At 62.9% G+C, this 20,148-nt stretch carries 26 protein-coding genes and 1 pseudogene; 13 read left to right on the top strand and 14 right to left on the bottom strand.

Annotation, left to right across the window (positions count from 1 at the left end; genetic code table 11):
• Positions 1 to 12: 12 nt before the first annotated feature.
• The 3 genes from H2O14_RS06815 to H2O14_RS06805 all read right to left on the bottom strand — a co-directional run bounded on the left by H2O14_RS06815 (position 13) and on the right by H2O14_RS06805 (position 1,533).
• Positions 13 to 474, bottom strand: a complete 462-nt coding sequence (locus H2O14_RS06815; protein WP_182827043.1) for a DUF2442 domain-containing protein — start codon at positions 472 to 474, stop codon at positions 13 to 15.
• Positions 464 to 655: a DUF4160 domain-containing protein gene (locus H2O14_RS06810; protein WP_182829290.1), complete on the bottom strand. Its 192-nt coding sequence runs from the start codon at positions 653 to 655 to the stop codon at positions 464 to 466. Before H2O14_RS06810 ends, H2O14_RS06815 begins: the two co-directional genes overlap by 11 nt.
• Before the next feature lie 143 nt (positions 656 to 798).
• The gene (locus H2O14_RS06805; RefSeq protein ID WP_182827042.1) at positions 799 to 1,533 is read right to left on the bottom strand and encodes a DUF3750 domain-containing protein; all 735 of its coding nucleotides are present in this window, start codon (positions 1,531 to 1,533) and stop codon (positions 799 to 801) included.
• 86 nt (positions 1,534 to 1,619) lie between these two features.
• Between H2O14_RS06805 and H2O14_RS06800 the strand changes: the two genes are divergently transcribed.
• From H2O14_RS06800 to H2O14_RS06790, 3 genes are all read left to right on the top strand, one after another.
• A complete protein-coding gene (locus tag H2O14_RS06800; protein ID WP_182827041.1) occupies positions 1,620 to 2,621 on the top strand; it encodes an asparaginase in 1,002 nt (333 codons plus the stop codon).
• 111 nt (positions 2,622 to 2,732) lie between these two features.
• Complete coding sequence (locus H2O14_RS06795) at positions 2,733 to 3,059, top strand: hypothetical protein (protein ID WP_182827040.1); 327 nt, start codon at positions 2,733 to 2,735, stop codon at positions 3,057 to 3,059.
• Positions 3,060 to 3,150: 91 nt separating this feature from the next.
• Complete coding sequence (locus H2O14_RS06790) at positions 3,151 to 3,780, top strand: nucleotidyl transferase AbiEii/AbiGii toxin family protein (protein ID WP_246697314.1); 630 nt, start codon at positions 3,151 to 3,153, stop codon at positions 3,778 to 3,780.
• Between the two features lie 199 nt (positions 3,781 to 3,979).
• On the opposite strand, the gene H2O14_RS06785 is transcribed toward H2O14_RS06790, so the two are convergent.
• The 3 genes from H2O14_RS06785 to H2O14_RS06775 form a co-directional block, all read right to left on the bottom strand.
• Positions 3,980 to 4,219 carry a hypothetical protein gene (locus H2O14_RS06785; protein WP_182827039.1) on the bottom strand — a complete coding sequence of 80 codons (240 nt, stop codon included), beginning with the start codon at positions 4,217 to 4,219 and terminating at the stop codon, positions 3,980 to 3,982.
• An 86-nt stretch (positions 4,220 to 4,305) separates the two neighbouring features.
• On the bottom strand, positions 4,306 to 4,833 hold the full coding sequence (locus H2O14_RS06780; RefSeq protein WP_246697313.1) for a hypothetical protein: 528 nt from the start codon (positions 4,831 to 4,833) through the stop codon (positions 4,306 to 4,308).
• Positions 4,834 to 4,880: 47 nt separating this feature from the next.
• Complete coding sequence (locus tag H2O14_RS06775) at positions 4,881 to 5,195, bottom strand: hypothetical protein (protein WP_182827038.1); 315 nt, start codon at positions 5,193 to 5,195, stop codon at positions 4,881 to 4,883.
• A 399-nt stretch (positions 5,196 to 5,594) separates the two neighbouring features.
• On the opposite strand from H2O14_RS06775, the gene H2O14_RS06770 reads away from it, so the two are divergent.
• Positions 5,595 to 6,314 (top strand): hypothetical protein, encoded by a 720-nt coding sequence (locus H2O14_RS06770; protein WP_182827037.1) that lies wholly within the window; start codon positions 5,595 to 5,597, stop codon positions 6,312 to 6,314.
• Here the strand turns inward: H2O14_RS06770 and H2O14_RS06765 are convergent, their stop codons facing one another.
• Positions 6,315 to 7,328 (bottom strand): AraC family transcriptional regulator, encoded by a 1,014-nt coding sequence (locus H2O14_RS06765; RefSeq protein WP_182827036.1) that lies wholly within the window; start codon positions 7,326 to 7,328, stop codon positions 6,315 to 6,317. It abuts the gene before it with no gap.
• 121 nt (positions 7,329 to 7,449) lie between these two features.
• On the opposite strand from H2O14_RS06765, the gene H2O14_RS06760 reads away from it, so the two are divergent.
• From H2O14_RS06760 to H2O14_RS06740, 5 genes and pseudogenes are all read left to right on the top strand, one after another.
• Entirely contained in the window at positions 7,450 to 8,892 is a 1,443-nt protein-coding gene (locus tag H2O14_RS06760) for an APC family permease (protein WP_182827035.1), read from the top strand.
• A complete protein-coding gene (locus H2O14_RS06755) occupies positions 8,889 to 9,041 on the top strand; it encodes a hypothetical protein (protein ID WP_182827034.1) in 153 nt (50 codons plus the stop codon). Before H2O14_RS06760 ends, H2O14_RS06755 begins: the two co-directional genes overlap by 4 nt.
• A gap of 76 nt (positions 9,042 to 9,117) precedes the next feature.
• Positions 9,118 to 11,112, top strand: coding sequence for a primary-amine oxidase (locus H2O14_RS06750; protein WP_182827033.1), 1,995 nt, complete (start codon positions 9,118 to 9,120; stop codon positions 11,110 to 11,112).
• 138 nt (positions 11,113 to 11,250) lie between these two features.
• Complete coding sequence (locus H2O14_RS06745) at positions 11,251 to 11,529, top strand: prevent-host-death protein (protein WP_182827032.1); 279 nt, start codon at positions 11,251 to 11,253, stop codon at positions 11,527 to 11,529.
• Positions 11,526 to 11,965 (top strand): annotated as a pseudogene (locus H2O14_RS06740) (type II toxin-antitoxin system VapC family toxin). Before H2O14_RS06745 ends, H2O14_RS06740 begins: the two are co-directional and overlap by 4 nt.
• A gap of 70 nt (positions 11,966 to 12,035) precedes the next feature.
• On the opposite strand, the gene H2O14_RS06735 reads toward H2O14_RS06740, so the two are convergent.
• The 3 genes from H2O14_RS06735 to H2O14_RS06725 form a co-directional block, all read right to left on the bottom strand.
• Entirely contained in the window at positions 12,036 to 12,242 is a 207-nt protein-coding gene (locus tag H2O14_RS06735) for a hypothetical protein (RefSeq protein ID WP_182827031.1), read from the bottom strand.
• Between the two features lie 83 nt (positions 12,243 to 12,325).
• On the bottom strand, positions 12,326 to 12,565 hold the full coding sequence (rpsU, locus tag H2O14_RS06730; RefSeq protein WP_137157718.1) for a 30S ribosomal protein S21: 240 nt from the start codon (positions 12,563 to 12,565) through the stop codon (positions 12,326 to 12,328).
• 169 nt (positions 12,566 to 12,734) lie between these two features.
• Positions 12,735 to 12,944: a cold-shock protein gene (locus tag H2O14_RS06725; RefSeq protein WP_182827030.1), complete on the bottom strand. Its 210-nt coding sequence runs from the start codon at positions 12,942 to 12,944 to the stop codon at positions 12,735 to 12,737.
• A gap of 251 nt (positions 12,945 to 13,195) precedes the next feature.
• On the opposite strand from H2O14_RS06725, the gene H2O14_RS06720 reads away from it, so the two are divergent.
• Both H2O14_RS06720 and H2O14_RS29325 read left to right on the top strand, forming a co-directional pair.
• Positions 13,196 to 13,435 carry a hypothetical protein gene (locus tag H2O14_RS06720; RefSeq protein WP_182827029.1) on the top strand — a complete coding sequence of 80 codons (240 nt, stop codon included), beginning with the start codon at positions 13,196 to 13,198 and terminating at the stop codon, positions 13,433 to 13,435.
• Positions 13,386 to 13,721 (top strand): type II toxin-antitoxin system RelE/ParE family toxin, encoded by a 336-nt coding sequence (locus H2O14_RS29325; RefSeq protein WP_409526905.1) that lies wholly within the window; start codon positions 13,386 to 13,388, stop codon positions 13,719 to 13,721. The genes H2O14_RS06720 and H2O14_RS29325 overlap by 50 nt, the downstream gene beginning before the upstream one ends.
• Before the next feature lie 30 nt (positions 13,722 to 13,751).
• On the opposite strand, the gene H2O14_RS06710 is transcribed toward H2O14_RS29325, so the two are convergent.
• From H2O14_RS06710 to H2O14_RS06695, 4 genes are all read right to left on the bottom strand, one after another.
• Positions 13,752 to 14,786 carry a sulfate/molybdate ABC transporter ATP-binding protein gene (locus tag H2O14_RS06710; protein WP_182827027.1) on the bottom strand — a complete coding sequence of 345 codons (1,035 nt, stop codon included), beginning with the start codon at positions 14,784 to 14,786 and terminating at the stop codon, positions 13,752 to 13,754.
• Between the two features lie 11 nt (positions 14,787 to 14,797).
• Positions 14,798 to 15,676, bottom strand: coding sequence for a sulfate ABC transporter permease subunit CysW (gene cysW, locus H2O14_RS06705; RefSeq protein ID WP_182827026.1), 879 nt, complete (start codon positions 15,674 to 15,676; stop codon positions 14,798 to 14,800).
• Positions 15,669 to 16,523: a sulfate ABC transporter permease subunit CysT gene (cysT, locus tag H2O14_RS06700; RefSeq protein ID WP_182827025.1), complete on the bottom strand. Its 855-nt coding sequence runs from the start codon at positions 16,521 to 16,523 to the stop codon at positions 15,669 to 15,671. The genes cysW and cysT overlap by 8 nt, the downstream gene beginning before the upstream one ends.
• A gap of 268 nt (positions 16,524 to 16,791) precedes the next feature.
• On the bottom strand, positions 16,792 to 17,835 hold the full coding sequence (locus tag H2O14_RS06695) for a sulfate ABC transporter substrate-binding protein (RefSeq protein WP_281409978.1): 1,044 nt from the start codon (positions 17,833 to 17,835) through the stop codon (positions 16,792 to 16,794).
• A gap of 407 nt (positions 17,836 to 18,242) precedes the next feature.
• On the opposite strand from H2O14_RS06695, the gene H2O14_RS06690 reads away from it, so the two are divergent.
• Together H2O14_RS06690 and cysD are read left to right on the top strand one after the other, a co-directional pair.
• Positions 18,243 to 18,992: a phosphoadenylyl-sulfate reductase gene (locus tag H2O14_RS06690; RefSeq protein WP_182827024.1), complete on the top strand. Its 750-nt coding sequence runs from the start codon at positions 18,243 to 18,245 to the stop codon at positions 18,990 to 18,992.
• Positions 18,993 to 19,197: 205 nt separating this feature from the next.
• A complete protein-coding gene (gene cysD, locus H2O14_RS06685; RefSeq protein WP_182827023.1) occupies positions 19,198 to 20,148 on the top strand; it encodes a sulfate adenylyltransferase subunit CysD in 951 nt (316 codons plus the stop codon).

Raw genomic sequence — 20,148 nt, 5'->3', positions numbered from 1 at the left:
CTGGCGCATGGTTCATTCCGCCGCATCGGCTCCCGCCCGGTCGACAAGATAGCGTGTCGCCAACGCGACATGTCGCGGAATGGGCTTGTCGTCGCGATAATGGGCGATCTGCCGCCGGGAAAGACCGAGCGCCGCCGCCATGCCGTCGAGGCTGAGGCCGAGCCGCTGCATGGCGTCACGAAAATCCGCGTTGTTGAAGGAGATGTCCGGCAGGCGTTCGAGCCAAAGCGCGCCGAGCTCGACGCCATCGGGCCATTCCAGGGCGTCGCCATAATCCGAAACCTTGAAACGTCGAAAGGCTTCGTCGTCTTTGCGAAGCGGAATGAAGAACTTCCGGCTCTCCAGGACTGGCCTGAGGTCCACGCGCTTGGGCCGGCCGCCGTCGAAGGTGATTTCAACCTCACGCCCCTCGACGGGATTTGCCTTGATGATGCGCGGCAACGGCGCGCCTATCCGGATCCTGTCATCGCTCATTGAGCCGCTTCCATTCTCTCTCCAACGCCTCACGGTTTCCTCGGGCCCAGCGAAGAACTGTTTCGAGATCACCCCGACTGATGTCGCCGCGGAGAACGGACAATGTCTTGAGATCGACCAGAGCCTGCCCATCCGGAGACACGATATGGAGATGGGGCGGATGGTGATCATCCGCAAACATGCGGATAGCAATCGCTCCAAGCTTTATCAGCGTCGGCATGGACGCCCTATCAGAACTTGACGCGTCCGACAACAATTAGTGCACCAAGTGCATTATTTCATGTCTGGTGTGATTGCTGATCAAACGCAATTTCAGGCAGCTCGTCAAACCCCTATTCGCCCCAGCGCCGGAATCTTCACGCCCGGCCTCGTCACGTCGATCCCGGCCACCAGCCCGAGGAGATGGACTTCCAGCCCGCTCTTGACGCCCACCGACAATCCGGCGAGCCCATAAAGCGTCAGATGCAAGTCGCCGGCGGCGTCGTAGGCGATGAAATCGCCGCCCGGCAGGTAATCCCGGCCCACGGCATTGGGCGGCAGCACGGCGTCGATCTCGGGCACAGAGCGTAAGATTCCCGCCACGAAAGTGTTGGAGTTCGGCCCCGGCCAGAGCCGGTAGCTGCCGGCGGTCGCATGCGGATAGGCGGCGATCGCCGCTTCGATCTTCGGGATCAGCGCTTCGGCTCTGTCGCCGTCGGCCTGCCAGACGATCTCGGGGACATTCGAATACCAACGCCCGTCGGCGGGATAGCCGTTGCGCCTGACAGGATTGCCCCAGCCGACCACGTCGTATCGATCGTAATCATCGGCGCCCTGGCGCTTGACGACGATCCAGCTGTGGACGGCGAAGGCGCCCTTGAGCCCACCGGTGCGGGCCGCCAGCACCGCCACGCGGGCGCGGGCGTCCTCGGTGGGCGAGGGGAGAACGCCCGAGGCGCTCCAATCCGCCGCGCGCCAGTTGGCGGGCCGGTCCTGCGCCGCCCAGTAGCCGGCGGACGCCAGGCTCGGCAGCAGATAAAGCGCCGCGATCGTCAGCGACAGATGCTTGATGCTTGTCATGCGCGTTGATTTCCCCTCGGAATTTTGCCATGCCCTCACGCGAGTTTAGTTTTCCAGACGAATTTCGGCTTTCTGAGGGTGGAATCATGACCAATCCGGTGCTGGTGGACGTCACGCGCGGCGATCTCGTCGAAAGCCGCCATCGCGGCATGGTCGCCGTCGTGGACGGCGAGGGCAAGGTGGTGTTCTCGCTCGGCGAAATCGACCGCCCCGTCTTCCCGCGCTCGGCCTGCAAGGCCATGCAGGCGCTGCCGCTGGTGGAAAGCGGCGCCGCCGACGCCTACGGCTTCGGAAACAAGGAGCTGGCGCTGTCGGCGTCGTCCCATTCCGGCGAGCCGGAACACGCCGCGCTCGCAGCCTCCATGCTCGCCGCCGCCGGCCGCTCGGAGGCCGATCTCGAATGCGGCTCGCACTGGTCGTTCGAGCAGCCCGTCGCCATCGCCCAGGCGCGCGCCATGGAGCGGCCCAATCAGCTGCACAACAACTGCTCCGGCAAACATGCCGGCTTCATCTGCGCCGCCTGCCACACCGGCATGGAGGTGAAGGATTACGTGACCTATGAGCATCCGCTGCAGGGCGAAATCCGCGGCGTGATGGAAGGGCTCACGGGCGCGGCGCTCGCGCATGACACTTGCGGCGTCGACGGCTGCTCGATCCCCACTTACGCCGTGCCGCTGAAGGGCCTCGCCCACGGCTTCGCCAAAATGCTGACCGGCGAGGACTTGGAGCCCATCCGCGCCCGATCCGCCCGCCGCATCATCGACGCCTGCATGGCGGAACCCTTCTACGTCGCCGGCGCGAAGCGCGCCTGCACCGACCTGATGGCGCTCGCCCCTGGCCGGATCTTCGCCAAGACCGGCGCCGAAGGCGTCTTCTGCGCCGTGGTCCCGGAAAAGGGCCTGGCGGTCGCGCTGAAATGCGAGGACGGCGCCACCCGCGCCGCCGAGGCCATGATCGCCGGCGTGCTGGCCAAACTCTTCGACCACGACCAGGACGTCGCCGCCAGGCTGAAGGCGCGGGCGAGCTATGTGATGAAGAACTGGAACGGCGTCGAGGTGGGCAAGGTCAGGTATAATCCGGCGTTTTGAGGGGATGACGCTCGCCTGCATGGTCGAGCAGGCGATGTCTGCAACACGTTGGCCTGATGTTGCGCTGCACGGTTTTCGAGCTTATCTTCAGAGCTCAGGGAGCCGTCGATCATGTCTGCAAAGAGCGCAAATTCTATCTCGAGCCAAAGCGGCTTGGCGCCGGACGGCGACGATGCGGGCGTGGCTGCATCTTCACGTCCGATGCCTTCAGACCTCGCGGTCTCGCAATCTTCAAAACGCGACGCCGACCTCATCGAGCTTCTCGCCGTCGCGGCGAAAACCTACACCCTCAGAGTGTTCGACAATGTCGATCCGAGCAGACTGACCAACCTCTCCGATAAAGCGCGCGTCGTCGCCGGGGCGCTTATGGAGCGCGGCGACGCCCGCGCCTATGCGCTGGCGCGACGGATGCTGGCGGCTGCGGGCGAGAGAAGTTGATGGCGCTGACGCGGATTCAGCGTGACGTCATGGCGGCCATCGCCGCCAACCGGTCTGAAAGCAGCTATCTTGCGGGGGCGCCATTCTGAACATGGATTGGCCGCGGCTGTCCGATGACATCGACATATTCCACGATGCGGATGAGGAGATCGACACCGCAGCCCAGATCGATATAGCCACTCTGAGGGCTGCCGGTTTTGTCGTCACAATCGATGTCCGTGTGTACGGATGCGTCGAGGCGAGCGTCATGCGCACGCCGGAGGCGACATTGATCCAATGGATGAGTGAAAGCCGCACCCGCTTCTTTCCCTTGGTGCGCGATGACGAATGGGGCGCCCGCCTCCATCGCGCCGACCTCGCCGTCAACAAGGTGCTCGCGGCCTCGACACGGACCAAAGCCCGCGACTATGCTGATCTTCTGACAATCTCTCGTGAAATGTGCCCTTTAGGCCCCCTGATGATGGCGGCTTCGGGCAAGCCTCCCCATTTTCGCCGCTGCGCATTGTGGACGACATCAGACGAAAATGCCTTTCGGTGCCGAACGAAGAATATGCCGCCGTTCGCGGTTTGCCCATCGACTGGTCCTCCGAGTGGATTCGGAATGAATTGCTTGCAGCGCTGGACGCCGCCGAGCATTATGCGCGTGAGGCTCCTGCAGACCTCGTCGGCGTGCTCGCCGTCGATCGCCATGGACAACAGCCGGTCCTCGTCACGAATTTAAAAGATCCTGATATTCAGTTTCGACGCGCAACCGTCGAGCATGAAGTTGTTCCGTCCCTGCCGGAGACGCCGCTGTCCTGGAATAGTCGGGACTGAGTTTGGCAGTTCCGGAATCCTTCCTCAACCGGGGTTGACGTTCTCAACGCACCGCCTTCTCATCATCCCCAGCACGCAGATCCTTTTTTCCCGCAACGCGTGCGTCAACAATGCGAAAAGAAACAGATTTCGAATGCCTGATGAACGCCCGATGCGTCGATCAAGGCTATTGCGGCAGCCTGCAAAACGGCGGGTTCGTGCATGTCACGGACTTCATCCCAAAGCGGGGCTATGTCCGGGTCGATGAATTCCTTGACTGGGTGTTTTGGGCCGAGGGCGATATTTGCGAGGGGCCGCTTGCAATGAGGCGCCGGGAACTTCTGCGCGGCCTGTTCCTGCGTCACATGGGCTCGGACACGGTGTTCGCCGGTCGATTGCAACGGCCGCGCCGCAATGCGGGCCGACGCGCCATGCCGCAGGAGACTAAGGCTTAAACGACTTCGTCGCTCTTGATCCTGCCGATCCAGTCATCATCCAGGTTCAGCAGCGCTTCGGCGGCCGCAATATGTCCTTTTGCGACCGCCAGCGCTGCGGCGACAGCGAGCAGCATCGGCTGATTCCATGCCTGATGCCGATGCAGTGATACGTTGTCGATTAGTTGTGCGATGGCCCGATGATAAGCATCAACATCCGCCGCTGGAATATCCGGTCCCGGGCCAGTGCGGCGCGCGATCTCCACAGCGGCCGGAAAGGCAAAGAACGAGAAGTCGATCGGTCCCTCGGTCTCTTTCGCGATGTGAACGATGTGCGGGACGGCGGCATAGGACGCGACATAGACGTCACCCTGATGGCACAGCCGTGACCAGAGGTCGAACCACGGCTCCCGCTGAAAGTCTGCGTTCTGCCCCGTCGAAACAGCAAGCGCTCTTAATAGATCCGGGATATCGCCGGCGTCACCATATGCGTGCTGCAACTCTTTCCATCGGGGATCGTCAAAGGCTAACATCGCACTCTTCATCCCTGAGTCGTACGGAAAAGTGTGCTGTCTTTTTATACTGCCGCCAATCATCCGCCGTCATTCCAAAAACTCCTCGGGCAATAATCCCACCAAGGCTTGCCGCTCACGACATGCACCTGGTCCGCCATCGTATTCTCCAAAGGCGGATATCGCGAATAGATCATCAATCGCCCATCACGCTCAAGCTTGACGCAGATTCCCTCGCTATCTTCGTATTTGACGTAATCCAGCATTACGATCGGCGGAAAATAGCGGCGACCCGGCAGAACATACGGATAGACCGGCGAATCTATGCCGAGAAAGGTTTCTGTGACGATCGAATAGCAAACCCTTCCACCCGACGGACAGGCGTTCCTCTCCACCCGCCATCCCGACGTCGCAAAAAACAGCCAGGTGATCGCGACCGAGACCCATGAAAACCACAGGCCAAAACGTCGCGGCTTTTTCTTTGTCTACAATGTCGCTCGCCTCGTGTGCCCATCCGTCGTTGCAGATGTATGTCTCACGGCGCCGGCGATCCGCAACGCTTGCGTTCACCCGTCCCACACTGACACACCTCCCACCCCTTCCGCCACATCCTCTTCACCCCATTCTCACACTTTCGAGCGGAGCGCTTTCGCTTTGCTAATATGGGGTTGCGCTTGCGGGCATGAGGCCCGGGCTTATCGTTCCGGCTCCGGGGAACCGTTCGTCCCCGGGGCCGGGCGCCTGAAGCTCGCCTTGTCGTCCGCTGCGAAAGAGCAGGGAGGCCGCGCGGAAGGATGTTTGCCGGACGTTTTCTCAGATGGGCGGCGCTCGCCGTCGGGGCCTGGGTGTTTTTCTCCTTCTATCTCTATTACGCCTCCTGGCTGTTCTTCCGGCTTTCGGGCTGCGCGGCGGCAGTGGGCGGCTGCGGCGATGTCGAGGCGCGGCTCAATGCCGTGGTCAGGCCCTATGGGCTCTTCGCCGCCGCAGCCGTTCTGCTGGCGGCCAGCGTGTTGCGCATCCATTACCTGCGCATGAGCCCGCTCTGGGGGCTGGCGTTGTTCGTCTGGTTCGGGGCGAGCGCGGAGTTTCTGGCCTCGGTCGGCAATCTCTGGTTCGCGCGCATTCCGCTCGAAAAGGTTCTGGCCGCGCTGCCCATCGAGACATTGTATCTGGCGGCGCTCGTGGGCTTTCTGTGTTTTCCGGTCGAGCTCTTTCGCCGCGCCGCCGAGCCGGGGCTGAGGCTCGTCGCCTATGTCGCCGGCTTCGTCGCCTCCTATTCCTTCTCCTTCACCATCGCCACCTCCGCCAGCCTGCCGGCCTATGTGATGATGGTCACCGGCTCCGCGTCCTTCGCCCGCGCCGTCGTCGATCTGCAGGCGGCGCTCACGCCCTGGGTGGCGCCGCCCGAGAGCGGGTTGATGCCGACGGCCGTGGCGCTGGCCATGTTTCTCGCCTGCCTGAGCTTCATCCTCGTCAGCCGCAGGACGCCGATCGGCCAGCCGCTCGCCGCCTGATCAGGCGTCGCCTGCTTTCCAGGTCTTCGCCGCCCGCCAGAACACCGTGCCGTCGGCATAGCCCAGCGCCTCGGCGATGCGCGCTTTCGGCATATGCTCCGTGAGTTTCTGCTCCATCAGCCGCCGGCGATGCTCCCGCACCATTCCGCGCAGCGAAAGACCCTGTTCGGCCAGACGCCGTTGCAGGGTGCGCGACGACATTCCGAGCTCCGTCGCCAGCGCCGAGGCCGAGAGCGGCCTGTGTCCGAGATAGATGCCGATCAGCGCCGACACTTTTTCGGTCAAGGTGGGCTCATGATCGGTGTCGCCGACGATATCGGCGATGTGCCGCTCCAGCATGGCGGTCAGGCCGGCGTCTTCGGCGCGGTGGATCTTGTCGGCCGCCTCGCGCGTCATCAGGATGCGGTTGCTGGTCTGGCCGAAACGCAAGGGCGCCCGGAAGATACGTTCGAGAGGGGCGACGTCGCGCGGCGCGGAATGTTCGAAATGCACCTCCAGCGGACTCCAGCCGCGATGGAAGGAGGAGCGGGCGAGCTCCACCGTCGCCGCGATCGAATATTCGCTGTCCTGCCGGCGCGGCCACATCGCGGGCTCGGTCAGCCGATAGCTCCAGACATAGGTTTCGCCATCCTCGAACAGGCCGGATTGCGTCGCGCCCTGCACGGCGTTGACGAATTTCGCCATGCGCCGAAAGCCTGTCTTGATGCTCGGCGAGAGTGAAAACAGCACGCCCATCGGGCCGATATCGGCGGGCTTGGAGGCCGCGCCCAGCCGCGCGCCGAGATGGGGATCACTGAGGATCGAGGCGGCCTCTTCGAACAGCGCGATATAGCGCGCCATCGGCGCCACCGCATAGGGATCGCTCAGCTGACCCCGCAAAATTCCGTGCGAGGCGAGCAGAAGATCGGTCTTTCCCGATCTTTTGTCGATTTCCTGCACCAGCGGCATCAGCACCGAGGCGCGAATTGAAGCAATCGCGGGCATGCGGGTGATGAAATCGGGTGCAGCTGCCATTTTGACGCTCTCCGCAGCGGGTGCTGGCGCGAATTATCGATTCATTGGCGGAACTTGCAATTTCCGCGCCAAAACGCCGCGCCTACCCTCTTGATATAAATCAAGCAAAAGAGGGGTTGTCATGACTTTGGAAGCCAGCATGCCCGTGATCCCAGACCGGTTGGCGAAGAATTCCGTCGGTCTCGCTCATATCGTGTTCTTCGTCGTCGCGGCCGCTGCGCCGCTCACGGCCGTGGTCGGCGCCTCGCCCGCCGCCTTCGCCTTCGGCAATGGCGCAGGCGTGCCCGGCGCCTTCGTGCTCGCCGGCCTGCTCTATCTCGTCTTCTCGGTCGGCTTCACCGCCATGAGCCGCCATGTGGGCGGGGCCGGGGCCTTCTACACCTATATCAGCCAGGGCGTCGGCAAGCCCGCCGGCGTCGGCGGCGCGCTGATGGCGCTGGTCACCTATACGGCGGTGCAAGTGGCGGTCTATGGCCTGTTCGGCGTGTTCATGGCCGGCGCCATGGCCGGTCTCGGCGCCGATCTGCCCTGGTGGGCCTGGTCCTTCGCCGCGTTGGTCGTCGTGCATGTCTGCGGCCAGCGCAACATCGCCTTTTCCGGCGCCATTCTGGGCGTCTGCATGGTCGCCGAAATCGTCATCCTGCTGCTGCTCGATCTCGGCATTCTCTTCACCGGCGGCGGGCCGGAAGGCTTCACCATGACCTCCTTTGCGCCGGCCACCGTCTTCGCCCCCGGCCTCGGCGTCGCCCTGGTCTTCGTGGTCGGCTCCTTCATCGGCTTCGAAGCCACCGCCATTTTCGGCGAGGAGGCGGAAAACCCGGAAAAGACCATTCCGCGCGCCACTTACGTCGCCGTGCTGCTGATCACGCTGTTCTACGCCTTCTCCACCTGGGCCATCGTGCAGTTCTACGGCCCGACCAAGGTGCAGGCGGTCGCCGGCGCCGGCCTCGAGACCTTCTATTTCGCCGCCTCCGACGCCATTCTCGGAGCCTGGTCGAGCCAGGTCATGAATGTGCTGCTCATCACCAGCCTGTTCGCCTGCATGCTGTCCTTCCACAACACGCTGAACCGCTATTTCTACGCGCTGGGCCGCGAAGGCCTGGCGCATAAGGCGCTCGGCAAGGCGCATGCCAAGCATGGCTCGCCGCATGTGGCCGGCTGGCTGCAATCGGCCACGGCGGCGCTGATCCTCGCGCTGTTCGTGCTCGGCGGCGCCGATCCCTATGCGGTGGTGTTTTCCTGGATGTCGGCGCTGGCGGTCATCGGCATTCTCGCGGTGCAGGCGCTGGTCTGCGTGGCGATCGTGATGTTCTTCCGCAAGACGCCCTCGCGCCACAGCGTCTGGACAACCACCGTCGCGCCCATCGCAGCGCTGGTCGGTCTTCTCGGCGCGCTCGGCCTGGTCATCGCCAATCTGTCGCTGCTGTCCGGCAGCGAAAGCCTGATCGTCAAGGCGTTTCCCTATGTCATCGTCCTTGTCGGTCTTGCCGGCGCCGGTTTCGCCCTCAGGATCAAATCCAGCCGTCCCGACCTCTACGCCACGCTCGGAAAGGCTTTCGAATGACCGCGCTCGCAAAACTGCCCATCGCCGACCGGCTGCTCGTCGGGCTCATCCTCGCCCTCCTGCTGGCCGTCGCCGCCGAAGCTCATGCCGTCTGCTCGATCCTCTGCATCCATGGCGAGGCGATGATCGACCAGATCTGCCCCGGCTGACGCTCAGCCTTCTCCCTGTCCCGTGGGCGGCCATAGCCTGCGGGACCACTCTTTCGGATCACCAAGGAACACCGCCATGGACGCTGTCGCCGCCCAAACCACCCATCCGCTCGATCTGCTCAGTCTCGACGAAATCGCCGAGGCCGTCGCCATCCTCAAGGACGAGAAGGCGCTGGCCGAGACCATCCGTTTCCCGATCGTTCGGCTGGAAGAACCCGATAAAGCCGGTCTCGCCGCCTATCGCGCCGGCGAGCCCCTGCCGCGCCTGGCTTTCATCCTGTCGATGGATATCACCACTGGCGAAACGCATGAGAGCATCGTCGATCTCACCGCAAAAACCGTCGCCTCCCATATCCGCCTGCCGCTCGACAGCGCGCCTTACGGCCAGCCGCCGGTGATGCTGTGCGAATTCGAAACCATCGAGGCCACGGTGAAGGCCGATCCGCGCTGGGTCGCCGCCGTCAAGAAACGCGGCCTGACCGATGAGGATATCCCGCTCGTCCAGGTCGATCCCTTCTCGTCGGGCTATTTCGGTCTTGATTTCGAAAAGGGCGCCCGCATCGTCCGCGCCGTGTCCTATTGGCGCGAGGATATCCGCGACAATGGCTACGCCCATCCGATCGACGGCGTCGTCGCGGTGGTCGATCTGATCAACAACACGGTGCTCGATCTGGTCGACGACGAGACGGTCGTGCCGGTCCCCAGGAAGAAGCGCAATTACGGCCGCGAGACCTTTCCCGTCACGCGTCCCGATCTCAAGCCGCTGCACATCGTCCAGCCGGAAGGGCCGAGCTTTACCGTCGACGGCTGGAAGGTCAGCTGGCAAGGCTGGACGTTCCGCGTCGGCTTCACCCCGCGCGAAGGCTTGGTGCTGCATGAACTGGCGGCGTCTGAAAACGGCAAGGAACGCAAGGTGATGTTCCGCGCCTCCGTCACCGAAATGGTCGTGCCCTATGCCGATCCCTCCTCCAACCATTTCTGGAAGAGCGCCTTCGACGCCGGCGAATACGGGTTGGGGCGTCTGGCCAACTGCCTGGAGCTCGGCTGCGACTGTCTCGGCCAGATCCATTATTTCGACGTGCCCGCCGCCGACGATCTCGGCCAGCCCTTCGTGATGAAGAACGCCATCTGCATGCATGAGGAGGATTTCGGCATCCTCTGGAAGCATTACGAATTCCGCAACGGCATTTTCGAAGTCCGGCGCTCGCGTCGCCTCGTCATCTCCTTCTTCGCCACCGTCGGCAATTACGACTACGGCTTCTACTGGTATCTCTATCAGGACGGCACGATCCAGCTGGAAGCCAAGCTCACCGGCATCATCCAGACCACCGCGGTCGCCGATGGCGAGACCTATCGCTGGGGCGGCATGGTCGACGACAATCTCGGCGGCCCGACCCATCAGCATTTCTTCAACGCCCGCCTGCATATGGACATCGACGGCTCCGGCAACACCGTCACCGAACATGAATTCCTGCCGCGTCCCTGGGGCGAGGATAACCCTTACGGCAATGTCTTCGACACGACGAGCCGCACGCTGAAGCGCGAGCTCGACAGCCCGCAGAACGCCAATGGCGAGACCGGCCGCTACTGGAAGGTCCAGAACCCGAATGTGAAGAATTCCGTCGGCAAGGCGCCGGGCTACAAGCTGGTGGTGATGCCGTCGCCGGTCATGCTGGCGCAGCCGGGCTCCACCGTCGCCCGGCGCGGCGGCTTCGCCAAGAAGCATATTTGGGTCACCGCCTATGATCCCAAGGAGAAATACGCCAGCGGCGATTACCCCAATGTCCATGCCGGCGGCGACGGCCTGCCGAAATATGTCGAGCAGAATCGCGACATCGACAATGCCGACATCGTGCTCTGGCATTCCTTCGGCCACACCCATGTCTGCAAGCCCGAGGATTTTCCGATCATGCCGGTCGAATATGCCGGCTTCACCCTGAAACCCAACGGCTTCTTCGCCTCCAACATCGCCATGGACCTGCCGGCTGAAAAGAACGACCACAGCCGGGACAATTCCAGCGAAAGCTGCTGCGCGCCGAAGCCGGAGAGCGGGTGCTGTGGTGGGAAATGAGCGGGCAGAGTGAGAGTGACGCGCCGGGGCGAGGGGCTCCCGCGCGTTCTGATACGGGTTGTTGGGACGACTGCCGCGCGAACCCTATATACGGGCGTCGAGCTATGATATGATCCAGCGTCTCGTAGGGAGAGCCCAATGAAGCAGCAAAGGAAAAAAGAGCGAGAAAAGACAGCTTGGACCGTCGAGAGCGCGGGAGAGCGTCTAGGGGAGATCCTGGCGAGGGTTCAAACCGAGGGGCCGCAATTCCTCACTGGCGATGCTGACCGCACTGTCGTCATGATCAGCCTTCAGGAATACCAGCGCCTCCTGGCCGATCAGCCTGGACAAGATTTCCTGAACTTCATGGAAACCTTGCCGCTCTATCGTCTCGAGATGGAGCGAGAAGCGCAAAAGGAACGGGATCTGGTTTTGTGAAGGGATGGCTACTCGACACCAATGTCGTCTCATCTCTGATGAACCCAAACGGCGCGCCAAGCGTCAAAGCCTGGGCGCGGGCGCAAGATGAAAAAACCTCTATATCAGCGTGTTGACGTTGGCTGAATATGACAAGGGCATATACAATCTGGCGGAGGACGCCCCGGACCGCTCTCGATATTCCGCAGCCCGCAACGCATTGGCCGAACGATTTGCGACGCGGCTTCTCTCTGTTGGCGATGCTGATGTTTTGCTGTGGGGACGGCTTTCAGGAGATATCAAGCGCAAGACGTCTCATCCCCCGCCCGTCATAGACACTCTTCTCGCCGCCGCTGCGATCAACAACGATTTGCGCCTTGTCACGCGCAACAAAAAAGACGTGGAATTTACCGGCGCTGCGATCTTCGACCCATGGGACAATCCTGGCCAAGCATGAATAGCTTTTGATATAGCGCGCAGGTCTCGACTGTGCGCTGTCGCCAAGCAAGCAAATCGCAGCCCAATGCCTACTTCTTCGCCTTCTTCTTCACCGGAGTCACGACCGCTTCCGCGTCCCGCTGCTCCATGCGCGCTTGGCGCAGGCGCTCGGTTTTCTTCTCGCGGGCGGTGGTTTCTTCGTCGATGATGCGACGGGCGGTCTGGTTGGTCTGGGCGATCTTCTCCTGGCTGGTCATCTTGGCCGGATTGAAGAAGGCGTCTTTGGTCGCGGTCATACGCGGTCTCCTCTTGGGGAGCAGGGCTGCCGCGCGAGAGATCGCGCGGCGGCGAAGGTCGGAAGAAAGAAAGCGCGTTCAGATCAACGCGACGGGCGCACGGCGCGCTTCGGCGCGGGCAGCAGGCCTTCGCGCTGCAGCTTCTTGCGCTGCAGCTTGCGCTGGCGGCGGATGCCTTCGGCCTTTTCGCGCGCGCGCTTTTCGGACGGCTTTTCGTAAGCCGTATGCTTCTTTGCTTCGCGGAACAGGCCTTCGCGCTGCATCTTCTTCTTCAGGACGCGCAGCGCCTGGTCGACATTGTTGTCACGGACGAGAACTTGCATTCGAACTCCTTGAAGTCTGGCGGGCGCCCTGGAGGGCCGCCGGTTGTGGATCGGTCTCTCGGACGCATATCCATGGAAAAGTAAAAAGGCCGGGAGTGGTTCCCGACCTCTCGAAAAACCGCGGTCGCATCGTTGCCGGCGTGAGCCGGCCGGCGGCCATGGGATAGAATCAGGCCGCGCGCAGGTTGTCGGCGGCGTTCTTGCCGGAGCGACGGTCGCGGACGATGTCGAACATCACCTTCTGACCCTCGACCAGACCCGAAAGGCCCGAACGCTCGACGGCGGAGATGTGCACGAACACGTCGGCGCCGCCTTCTTCCGGAGCAATGAAGCCGAAGCCCTTGGTGGTGTTGAAGAACTTCACGATACCAGTGTTCATGACGATTTTCCTTTCAAATCGCAGGTTCTCCCATACGGCGAGTCGCATGGGCTATCGAAATTGACAGGAAATCTGAAAGAGCGCGTCGTCTCGGCCAAAGGTCGCAAGCAAGTATCGATCGCGCGCTTATAAGCCGAAAGCGCGGCAAGATCAACCCCGGGGAGGCTGCGAACGTAGGCGTTGCAGGACGGTCGAGCGAGTTGACGCGAGCCGTGTCCCGGCGAATATTGCTGACGATCAGGGCGACAAACGTGACCCGCCTAATTCTCGATGTATCCGATGAGGCGGCGGCCAAGCTGGAGCGGGCCGCCCGGCCTGCGGTCGTGAGTCCCTCCCGGTTCGTGGAAATCGCCGTTGTACATTATGTGGATCTCGATGAGAGCCATCGGGCTGAGACCGAGGCAGGGCTAGCGGAGGCGGAGGCCGGCCACTTCGCCACGGATGCAGAAATGGAGGAGTTCTTCCTCCGCGCAGCGAGAACCGGGGCCTGAAATGGCCGCTGCGCGCCTTTCCCGGACCCGGCGCGCATTACAAAAGCTGACACATATTGATTCTGCCATCGGGCGTAGCAACCCCGTCGTCGCGACCGCTGTCACAGCGAGAATCAGGGACTGCGCTGCGATGCTCGCACTTAATCCCCGAATGGGCAGGCCCGGACGGATTGCCGGCGCGCGCGAAATTCATTGTTCTGCCTTATCCTTACATTCTCGCCTAGCGCCAAACAGAAAACAGCGTGCAGATCCTCACGGTTCTGCACGCTGCGCAAAAATGGCCTGAAAAGCTGAGATACGCTCTAAATCCTCGGCGTCACCCCGCAAACACCTTCCACCGCGACGGCCTGAACGTCACTGCCTGTCCCTTGGCGACCTGCGCTTCCAGGGGAACTTCGATCTCGATCAGCCGCGGCTCGGCCTTGGTCCCGACATTGAGTTCGATGATGCGCGTGCCGGCCAGGCGGCGGAGACCGGTCACGGTTCCGGTCACGCCCGCGCCTTCGGAGACGAGTTCGGCGTCGGCGGGACGGAAGAACAGCCGGCCGGGGCCGTCCGTCGTCGAGGCGATTCCCACGGGCGCGCCGTTGTAGAGCGTCCGGCCGTTGGCGCCGGTCACCGGCAGTTCCACGCTGTCGCCGATGAAGGAGAACACGAAGGGCGAGTTCGGCCGGTCATAGACGTCGTCGGAGGAGCCGATCTGCTCGATCGCGCCCTGGCTCATCACCACCACGCGGTCGGCCAGTTCCAGCGCTTCTTCCTGGTCGTGGGTCACGAAGATGGTGGTGTGGCCGGTGCGGTCGTGGAAGTCGCGCAGCCATTTGCGCAGCTCCTTGCGCACCTTGGCGTCGAGGGCGCCGAAGGGCTCGTCGAGCAGCAGCACGCGCGGCTCGATGGCCATGGCGCGGGCCAGCGCCACGCGCTGACGTTGTCCGCCCGACAGCTGGTTGGGATAGCGCTTCTCGAGCCCGGTCAGCTGCACCATGTCGATCAGTTCGAGCGCGCGCCGACGGATCTCCTGCTTGGGCGGGCGCGTGGCCTTTGGCCGGACGGTCAGGCCGAAGGCGATGTTGTCGAGAATCGTCATGTGGCGGAACAGGGCGTAATGCTGGAAGACGAAGCCGACATTGCGTTCCTGCACCGGCTTCCAGGAGGCGTCTTCCTGGCCGAAGAAGATGCGGCCGGTGGTGGCCTGTTCGAGACCCGCGACCAGGCGGAGCAGAGTGGTCTTGCCGGAGCCCGAGGGGCCGAGCAGCGCGATCAGCTCGCCCGAGCGGATGTCGAGCGACACGTCGTGCAGCGCCGGGAAACGGTCGAATTCCTTGCGGATGTTCTTGATGCGGATTTCCATGGGGGTGAACCTTAATGCGAGCCGTTGCCGCCGGCGATGCCGTGCGAAAACCAGATTTCGAGCACGGTGCGGACGACGAGGGTGAAGAGGGCGAGAAGGGCGAGAAGCGAGGCCACGGCGAAGGCGCCGGCGAGATTATACTCGTTATAGAGAATCTCGACATGCAGCGGCATGGTGGTGGTGACGCCGCGGATATGACCCGAGACGACCGACACAGCCCCGAATTCGCCCATGGCGCGGGCGTTGCAGAGCAGCACGCCATAGAGCAGGCCCCATTTGATATTGGGCAGCGTGACCCGGAAGAAGGTCTGCCAGCCGTTTGCGCCGAGCGTGATGGCGGCTTCCTCTTCCGACGTGCCCTGTTCCTGCATCAGCGGGATCAGTTCGCGGGCGACGAAGGGGAAGGTCACGAAGATGGTGGCGAGCACGATGCCGGGCACGGCGAACAGCACTTCCACGCCGTTCTCCTTCAGCCAGGGGCCGAGCACGCTGCTCGAGCCGAACAGCAGCACATAGACCAGACCCGAAATGACCGGCGACACCGAAAACGGCAGGTCGATCAGCGTGATGAGAAAAGCCTTGCCCTTGAATTCGAACTTGGCGATCGCCCAGGAGGCGGCCACGCCGAAGACGAGGTTGAGCGGCACGGCGATCGCCGCGACCAGCAACGTCAGCCTTATGGCGGCCATCGCGTCGGGGTCGCTGAGCGCGTCCGTATAAGTCTCGAAGCCGTTGCGGAAGGCTTCGGTCAGCACGGCGACCAGCGGCAGCACGATGATCAGGCCGAGATAGACGGCGGCCATGCTCATGACGCCGATCTTCGCGCCCAGGCTTTCGCTGGCCGGCGAGCGCCATGCGCGGGTCTTGGAAGAGGGGAGAGCGTCAGACATTGGCGTATCTCCGCGTCCAGGCCTGCAAGAGGTTGATGGCGAACAGCATCAGGAAGGACACCGCCAGCATCACGGTCGCGATCGCTGTCGCGCCGGCATAGTCGAATTCCTCGAGCTTGATGGTGATGAGCAAGGGCGCGATTTCCGAGACGAAAGGAATATTGCCGGCGATGAAGATCACCGAACCATATTCGCCCGCCGCCCGCGCGAAGGCGAGCGCGAAACCGGTGAGGATCGCCGGCGTCAGCGACGGCAGGATCACCAGGCGGATCGCCTGGAAGCGGCTGGCGCCGAGCGTGGCGGCGGCTTCCTCGACCTCACGGTCGATCTCTTCGATGACGGGCTGCAGCGTGCGCACCACGAAAGGCAGGCCGATGAAGATCAACGCCACCACGATGCCGGCGGGGCCGAAGGCGATCTTGATGCCGAAGGGTTCGAAGAACTGCCCGATCCAGCCGTTCTTGGCGTAGAGCGCGGCCAGCGAAATGCCGGCCACCGCCGTCGGCAATGCAAAAGGCAGGTCGACGATGGCGTCGACCACGCGCTTGCCCGGAAAGCGATAGCGCGCCAGGGCCCAGGCGATCGGAATGCCGAAGATCACGTTGATCAGCGCGGCGATGAAAGCCGAGCCGAAGGAGGTCTTGAGCGCCGCCAGCGTGCGGCCGTCGGCGAGAAGCGCCAGATAGCCGTCGACGCCGATCGCGGCGGAGCGCAGCACGAGACCGGCGAGCGGAATGAGAATGATCAGCGCGAGCCAGGCGACAGTGACGCCGAAACTGAGCCCGAAGCCCGGTATGACGCTGTGCCGCCTGAAACCGATCCTCTCGGTCAGTGGTTGGTTGGACATGGACTTCCCCGTTGTGTGAGGCAGGAGCAGGCTTTGCCCGTCTCCGAAGATTGTTTTTTGTTATGAGAGAGAGGGTTGCAGCCCGTGGCCACCCCCTCTGTCCTGCCGGACATCTCCCCTCAAGGGGGGAGATCGGCAGGCGGCCAGACGTTAGCCCAGCAATCGACGTCGAGATTGGGGGAAGGCGTCGCCCCCATCCAATCTCCCCCTCGAGGGGAGATGCCCGGCAGGGCAGAGGGGGTAACAACACCCTCTGTAATCAAAGACCTCAGTTTGCCGGCTTGTAGATCTGGTCGAACACGCCGCCGTCGCCGAAATGGGTCGGCTGCGCCTTCTTCCAGCCGCCGAACAGCGGATCATCGATCTTCACCAGTTCCAGCTTGGGAAACTTCGCCACGAGATCGGCGGGCGCAAGTTCGGGCTTGAACGGACGATAGTGATGCTTGGCGGCGAGCGTCTGGCCTTCCTGGGTGTAGAGATAGGCGAGATAGGCTTCGGCCGCCTTGCGGGGGCCCTTGGCGTCGACATTGCCGTCGACCACCGCCACCGGCGGCTGGGCGAGGATCGATAGGCTCGGCGTCACGATTTCGAAGCCTTCACCCTTGAATTCGTCGAGCGAGAGATAGGCTTCGTTTTCCCAGGCGATCAGCACGTCGCCGATGCCGCGCTGGGCAAACGAGGTGAGCGCGCCGCGCGCGCCGGTGTCGAGCACCGGGGCCCGCTTGTAGAGGTCTGCGATATAGGCCTTCACCTTGGCTTCGTCGCCGCCGAATTCCTTGTTGGCCCAGGCCCAGGCGGCGAGATAGTTCCAGCGCGCGCCGCCCGAGGTCTTCGGGTTCGGGGTCACGATCTGCACGTCGCCCTTCACCAGATCGCCCCAGTCCTTGATGCCTTTGGGATTGCCCTCGCGGACAAGGAAGACGATGGTCGAAGTATAGGGAGCGGAGTCGTTGGGCAGCCGCGTCTTCCAGTCGGCCGGGATCTTGCCGGTCTTGGATGCGATCGCGTCGATGTCGCCTTCGAGCGCCAGTGTCACCACATCGGCTTCGAGACCGTCGATGACCGCGCGGGCCTGCTTGCCGGAGCCGCCATGCGACTGCTTGACCGACACATCCTCGCCGGTTTCCTTCTTCCAGTGCGCGGCGAAGACCTCGTCGAATTCCTTGTAGAATTCGCGGGTTGGATCATAGCTGACATTGAGCAGTTGCGTATCGGCCAAGGCGGGCGCGACGCCGCCGGCAGTGAGCGCGAGGCCCATGGCGAGCGCCACGGCCCGGGATGCGAAATGGCGGCGGGTGAGTGCGGTGATCATGCGTTCGTCCTCCTGATCGACAGAATGCATAAACCCTATTAAATTGGTATATTATGTCAATTCACTTTCATGGAGAAAGCAAAATCTCACGCGGTTTGCACGGAATTTTGTTTCAGGATACGTGTGAGAACGGCGTTTGCTGAAACGCAGAGCCGGGAAAAGCCGGCGCACGAGGAATAATATTCTCCGCATCTGCCGCCCGATCGCTCTCGGAGCGCCGGTTTGGACTCGCGGTCGCGCAGCGCGAGACGAAGAAGGGCAGGCCTCGCGCGTCCGCCAGCTTTTTCGCCGAAAGCACGGAATCGCAGAGATATTTGCTCCCGCCTCGGGACCTGAGGGAAACGCATTTCTGTCTATTGGCGGCCCAAACTGCGATTATCCCGGCATCGGAATTCAGGACCAAAGACATGACCATCATGAATCTCTCCCAGGAAGCGCAGTCGCTCAACGACAAAATGGCCGGCCTCGATCTGGCGGAGCGTCTGGCGCTCGCCGCCAGCCTCGGCGGACGGGTCGTCTTCACGACGTCGCTCGGCATCGAGGATCAGGTCATCACCCATGTCATCGGCCAGAACCGCTTCGACATCGATGTCGCCACGCTCGAGACCGGTCGTCTCTTCCCGGAAACGGTGGCGCTGATCGCCGAGACGGAAGCGCGCTACGGCATGACCATCAACCGCTATTTCCCGCTCAAGGAAGATGTCGACGCCTTCGTCTCCCAATACGGCATGAACGGCTTCTACGACAGCGTCGAGGCCCGCCACGCCTGCTGCGGCGTCCGCAAGGTCAAGCCGCTCGCCCGCGCGCTGACGGGCGCGTCGGTCTGGGTCACCGGCCTGCGTCGCGGCCAGTCCGGCAACCGCGCCGACACGCCCTTCGTCGAATATGACGCCGAGCGCAACCTGCTCAAGGTCAACCCGCTGGCCGACTGGGATCTCGACCGCATCAACTGTCTCGTGGCCGACGAGGCCGTGCCGATCAATCCTCTCCATTCTCGCGGCTATCCCTCGATCGGCTGCGAACCCTGCACCCGCGCCATCAAGCCGGGCGAATCCGAACGCGCCGGCCGCTGGTGGTGGGAGAACGACGAAAAGCGCGAATGCGGCCTGCATGTGCCGGAAGCCGCGCTCCCCTCGCTCAATTCGAGCGAACTCTGATCATCGGGCGTTGCGGCATGCCCCTCATCCCCCTGCCGGGACCTTCTCCCCGCAGGCGGGGAGAAGGGGCTTGAGGCAAGGCCTTCGCTCCCTCGCCCTTCTCCCCGCAAGCGGGGAGAAGGTGGCGGCAGCCGGATGAGGGGTGGTCTCAGCCCTCTCCACAAGCCCGCCGACAACAACCCCGATACCGGGAAAAGGTAGACAAATGCACATTTCCGAATTCGACGCCCACGCCAAGGATGCGCCGGCGCGCCAGCCGCTCGATCCGCATCTGAAGGCGCTGGAAAACGAAGCCATCCATATTTTCCGCGAAGTGGCCGGCGAATTTGAAAAGCCGGTCATGCTCTATTCGATCGGCAAGGATTCATCCGTCCTGCTGCATCTCGCCCGCAAGGCCTTCTATCCCGGTCGCGTGCCCTTTCCGCTGTTGCACATCGACACCGGCTGGAAGTTTCCCGAGATGATCGCCTTCCGCGACGCCACGGCGCAAAAATTCGATCTCGACATGGTCGTCCACACCAATCCGCGCGGCGCCTCCGAAGGAATCGGCCCGTTCAGCCATGGCTCGGCCTATCATACCGACGTGATGAAGACGGAAGCGCTGCGCCAAGCGCTCGACGCCGGCAAATATGACGCGGCTTTCGGCGGCGCGCGCCGCGACGAAGAGGCGTCCCGCGCCAAGGAACGCATCTATTCCTTCCGCACGCCCGACCATAAATGGGATCCGCGCAACCAGCGCCCGGAACTGTGGAACATCTATAACGGCATGATCCGCCAGGGCGAAAGCGTCCGCGCCTTCCCGCTGTCCAACTGGACCGAAGTCGACATCTGGCGCTACATCCAGGCCGAAAACATCGAATTGCCGCCGCTCTATTTCGCCAAGAGCCGCAAATTTGTCGAGCGCGACGGCATGCTGATGTGGGCCGAAGATCCGCGTTTCGAAGCGCTTCCCGGCGAACAGGTGCAGGAAGGCTTGGTCCGTTTCCGCACGCTCGGCTGCTGGCCGCTGACCGGCGGCATCCGCTCCACGGCCTCCACTCTCGACGAGGTGATCGCCGAACTTGAAATCGCCACCGTCTCCGAACGCCAGGGCCGCGCCATCGACCGCGACCAGGCCGGCTCGATGGAAAAGAAGAAGCGCGAAGGATATTTCTGA

It is taken from the genome of Rhizobium sp. G21 (assembly GCF_014158035.1).
Classification (GTDB): Bacteria; Pseudomonadota; Alphaproteobacteria; order Rhizobiales; family Rhizobiaceae; genus Rhizobium_E.
Note: the sequence above shows the minus strand (reverse complement) of the source record. Positions and strands in the feature narration are given on the sequence as shown.

What these genes read in the sequence shown, in the direction of transcription:
- H2O14_RS06815 (WP_182827043.1), bottom strand. Translation starts at nt 474, where the DNA reads ATGAGCGATGACAGGATCCGGATAGGCGCGCCGTTGCCGCGCATCATC.
- H2O14_RS06810 (WP_182829290.1), bottom strand. Translation starts at nt 655, where the DNA reads ATGTTTGCGGATGATCACCATCCGCCCCATCTCCATATCGTGTCTCCG.
- H2O14_RS06805 (WP_182827042.1), bottom strand. Translation starts at nt 1,533, where the DNA reads ATGACAAGCATCAAGCATCTGTCGCTGACGATCGCGGCGCTTTATCTG.
- H2O14_RS06800 (WP_182827041.1), top strand. Translation starts at nt 1,620, where the DNA reads ATGACCAATCCGGTGCTGGTGGACGTCACGCGCGGCGATCTCGTCGAA.
- H2O14_RS06795 (WP_182827040.1), top strand. Translation starts at nt 2,733, where the DNA reads ATGTCTGCAAAGAGCGCAAATTCTATCTCGAGCCAAAGCGGCTTGGCG.
- H2O14_RS06790 (WP_246697314.1), top strand. Translation starts at nt 3,151, where the DNA reads ATGGATTGGCCGCGGCTGTCCGATGACATCGACATATTCCACGATGCG.
- H2O14_RS06780 (WP_246697313.1), bottom strand. Translation starts at nt 4,833, where the DNA reads ATGAAGAGTGCGATGTTAGCCTTTGACGATCCCCGATGGAAAGAGTTG.
- H2O14_RS06770 (WP_182827037.1), top strand. Translation starts at nt 5,595, where the DNA reads ATGTTTGCCGGACGTTTTCTCAGATGGGCGGCGCTCGCCGTCGGGGCC.
- H2O14_RS06765 (WP_182827036.1), bottom strand. Translation starts at nt 7,328, where the DNA reads ATGGCAGCTGCACCCGATTTCATCACCCGCATGCCCGCGATTGCTTCA.
- H2O14_RS06760 (WP_182827035.1), top strand. Translation starts at nt 7,450, where the DNA reads ATGACTTTGGAAGCCAGCATGCCCGTGATCCCAGACCGGTTGGCGAAG.
- H2O14_RS06755 (WP_182827034.1), top strand. Translation starts at nt 8,889, where the DNA reads ATGACCGCGCTCGCAAAACTGCCCATCGCCGACCGGCTGCTCGTCGGG.
- H2O14_RS06750 (WP_182827033.1), top strand. Translation starts at nt 9,118, where the DNA reads ATGGACGCTGTCGCCGCCCAAACCACCCATCCGCTCGATCTGCTCAGT.
- H2O14_RS06745 (WP_182827032.1), top strand. Translation starts at nt 11,251, where the DNA reads ATGAAGCAGCAAAGGAAAAAAGAGCGAGAAAAGACAGCTTGGACCGTC.
- H2O14_RS06735 (WP_182827031.1), bottom strand. Translation starts at nt 12,242, where the DNA reads ATGACCGCGACCAAAGACGCCTTCTTCAATCCGGCCAAGATGACCAGC.
- rpsU (WP_137157718.1), bottom strand. Translation starts at nt 12,565, where the DNA reads ATGCAAGTTCTCGTCCGTGACAACAATGTCGACCAGGCGCTGCGCGTC.
- H2O14_RS06725 (WP_182827030.1), bottom strand. Translation starts at nt 12,944, where the DNA reads ATGAACACTGGTATCGTGAAGTTCTTCAACACCACCAAGGGCTTCGGC.
- H2O14_RS29325 (WP_409526905.1), top strand. Translation starts at nt 13,386, where the DNA reads ATGCAGAAATGGAGGAGTTCTTCCTCCGCGCAGCGAGAACCGGGGCCT.
- H2O14_RS06710 (WP_182827027.1), bottom strand. Translation starts at nt 14,786, where the DNA reads ATGGAAATCCGCATCAAGAACATCCGCAAGGAATTCGACCGTTTCCCG.
- cysW (WP_182827026.1), bottom strand. Translation starts at nt 15,676, where the DNA reads ATGTCTGACGCTCTCCCCTCTTCCAAGACCCGCGCATGGCGCTCGCCG.
- cysT (WP_182827025.1), bottom strand. Translation starts at nt 16,523, where the DNA reads ATGTCCAACCAACCACTGACCGAGAGGATCGGTTTCAGGCGGCACAGC.
- H2O14_RS06695 (WP_281409978.1), bottom strand. Translation starts at nt 17,835, where the DNA reads ATGATCACCGCACTCACCCGCCGCCATTTCGCATCCCGGGCCGTGGCG.
- H2O14_RS06690 (WP_182827024.1), top strand. Translation starts at nt 18,243, where the DNA reads ATGACCATCATGAATCTCTCCCAGGAAGCGCAGTCGCTCAACGACAAA.
- cysD (WP_182827023.1), top strand. Translation starts at nt 19,198, where the DNA reads ATGCACATTTCCGAATTCGACGCCCACGCCAAGGATGCGCCGGCGCGC.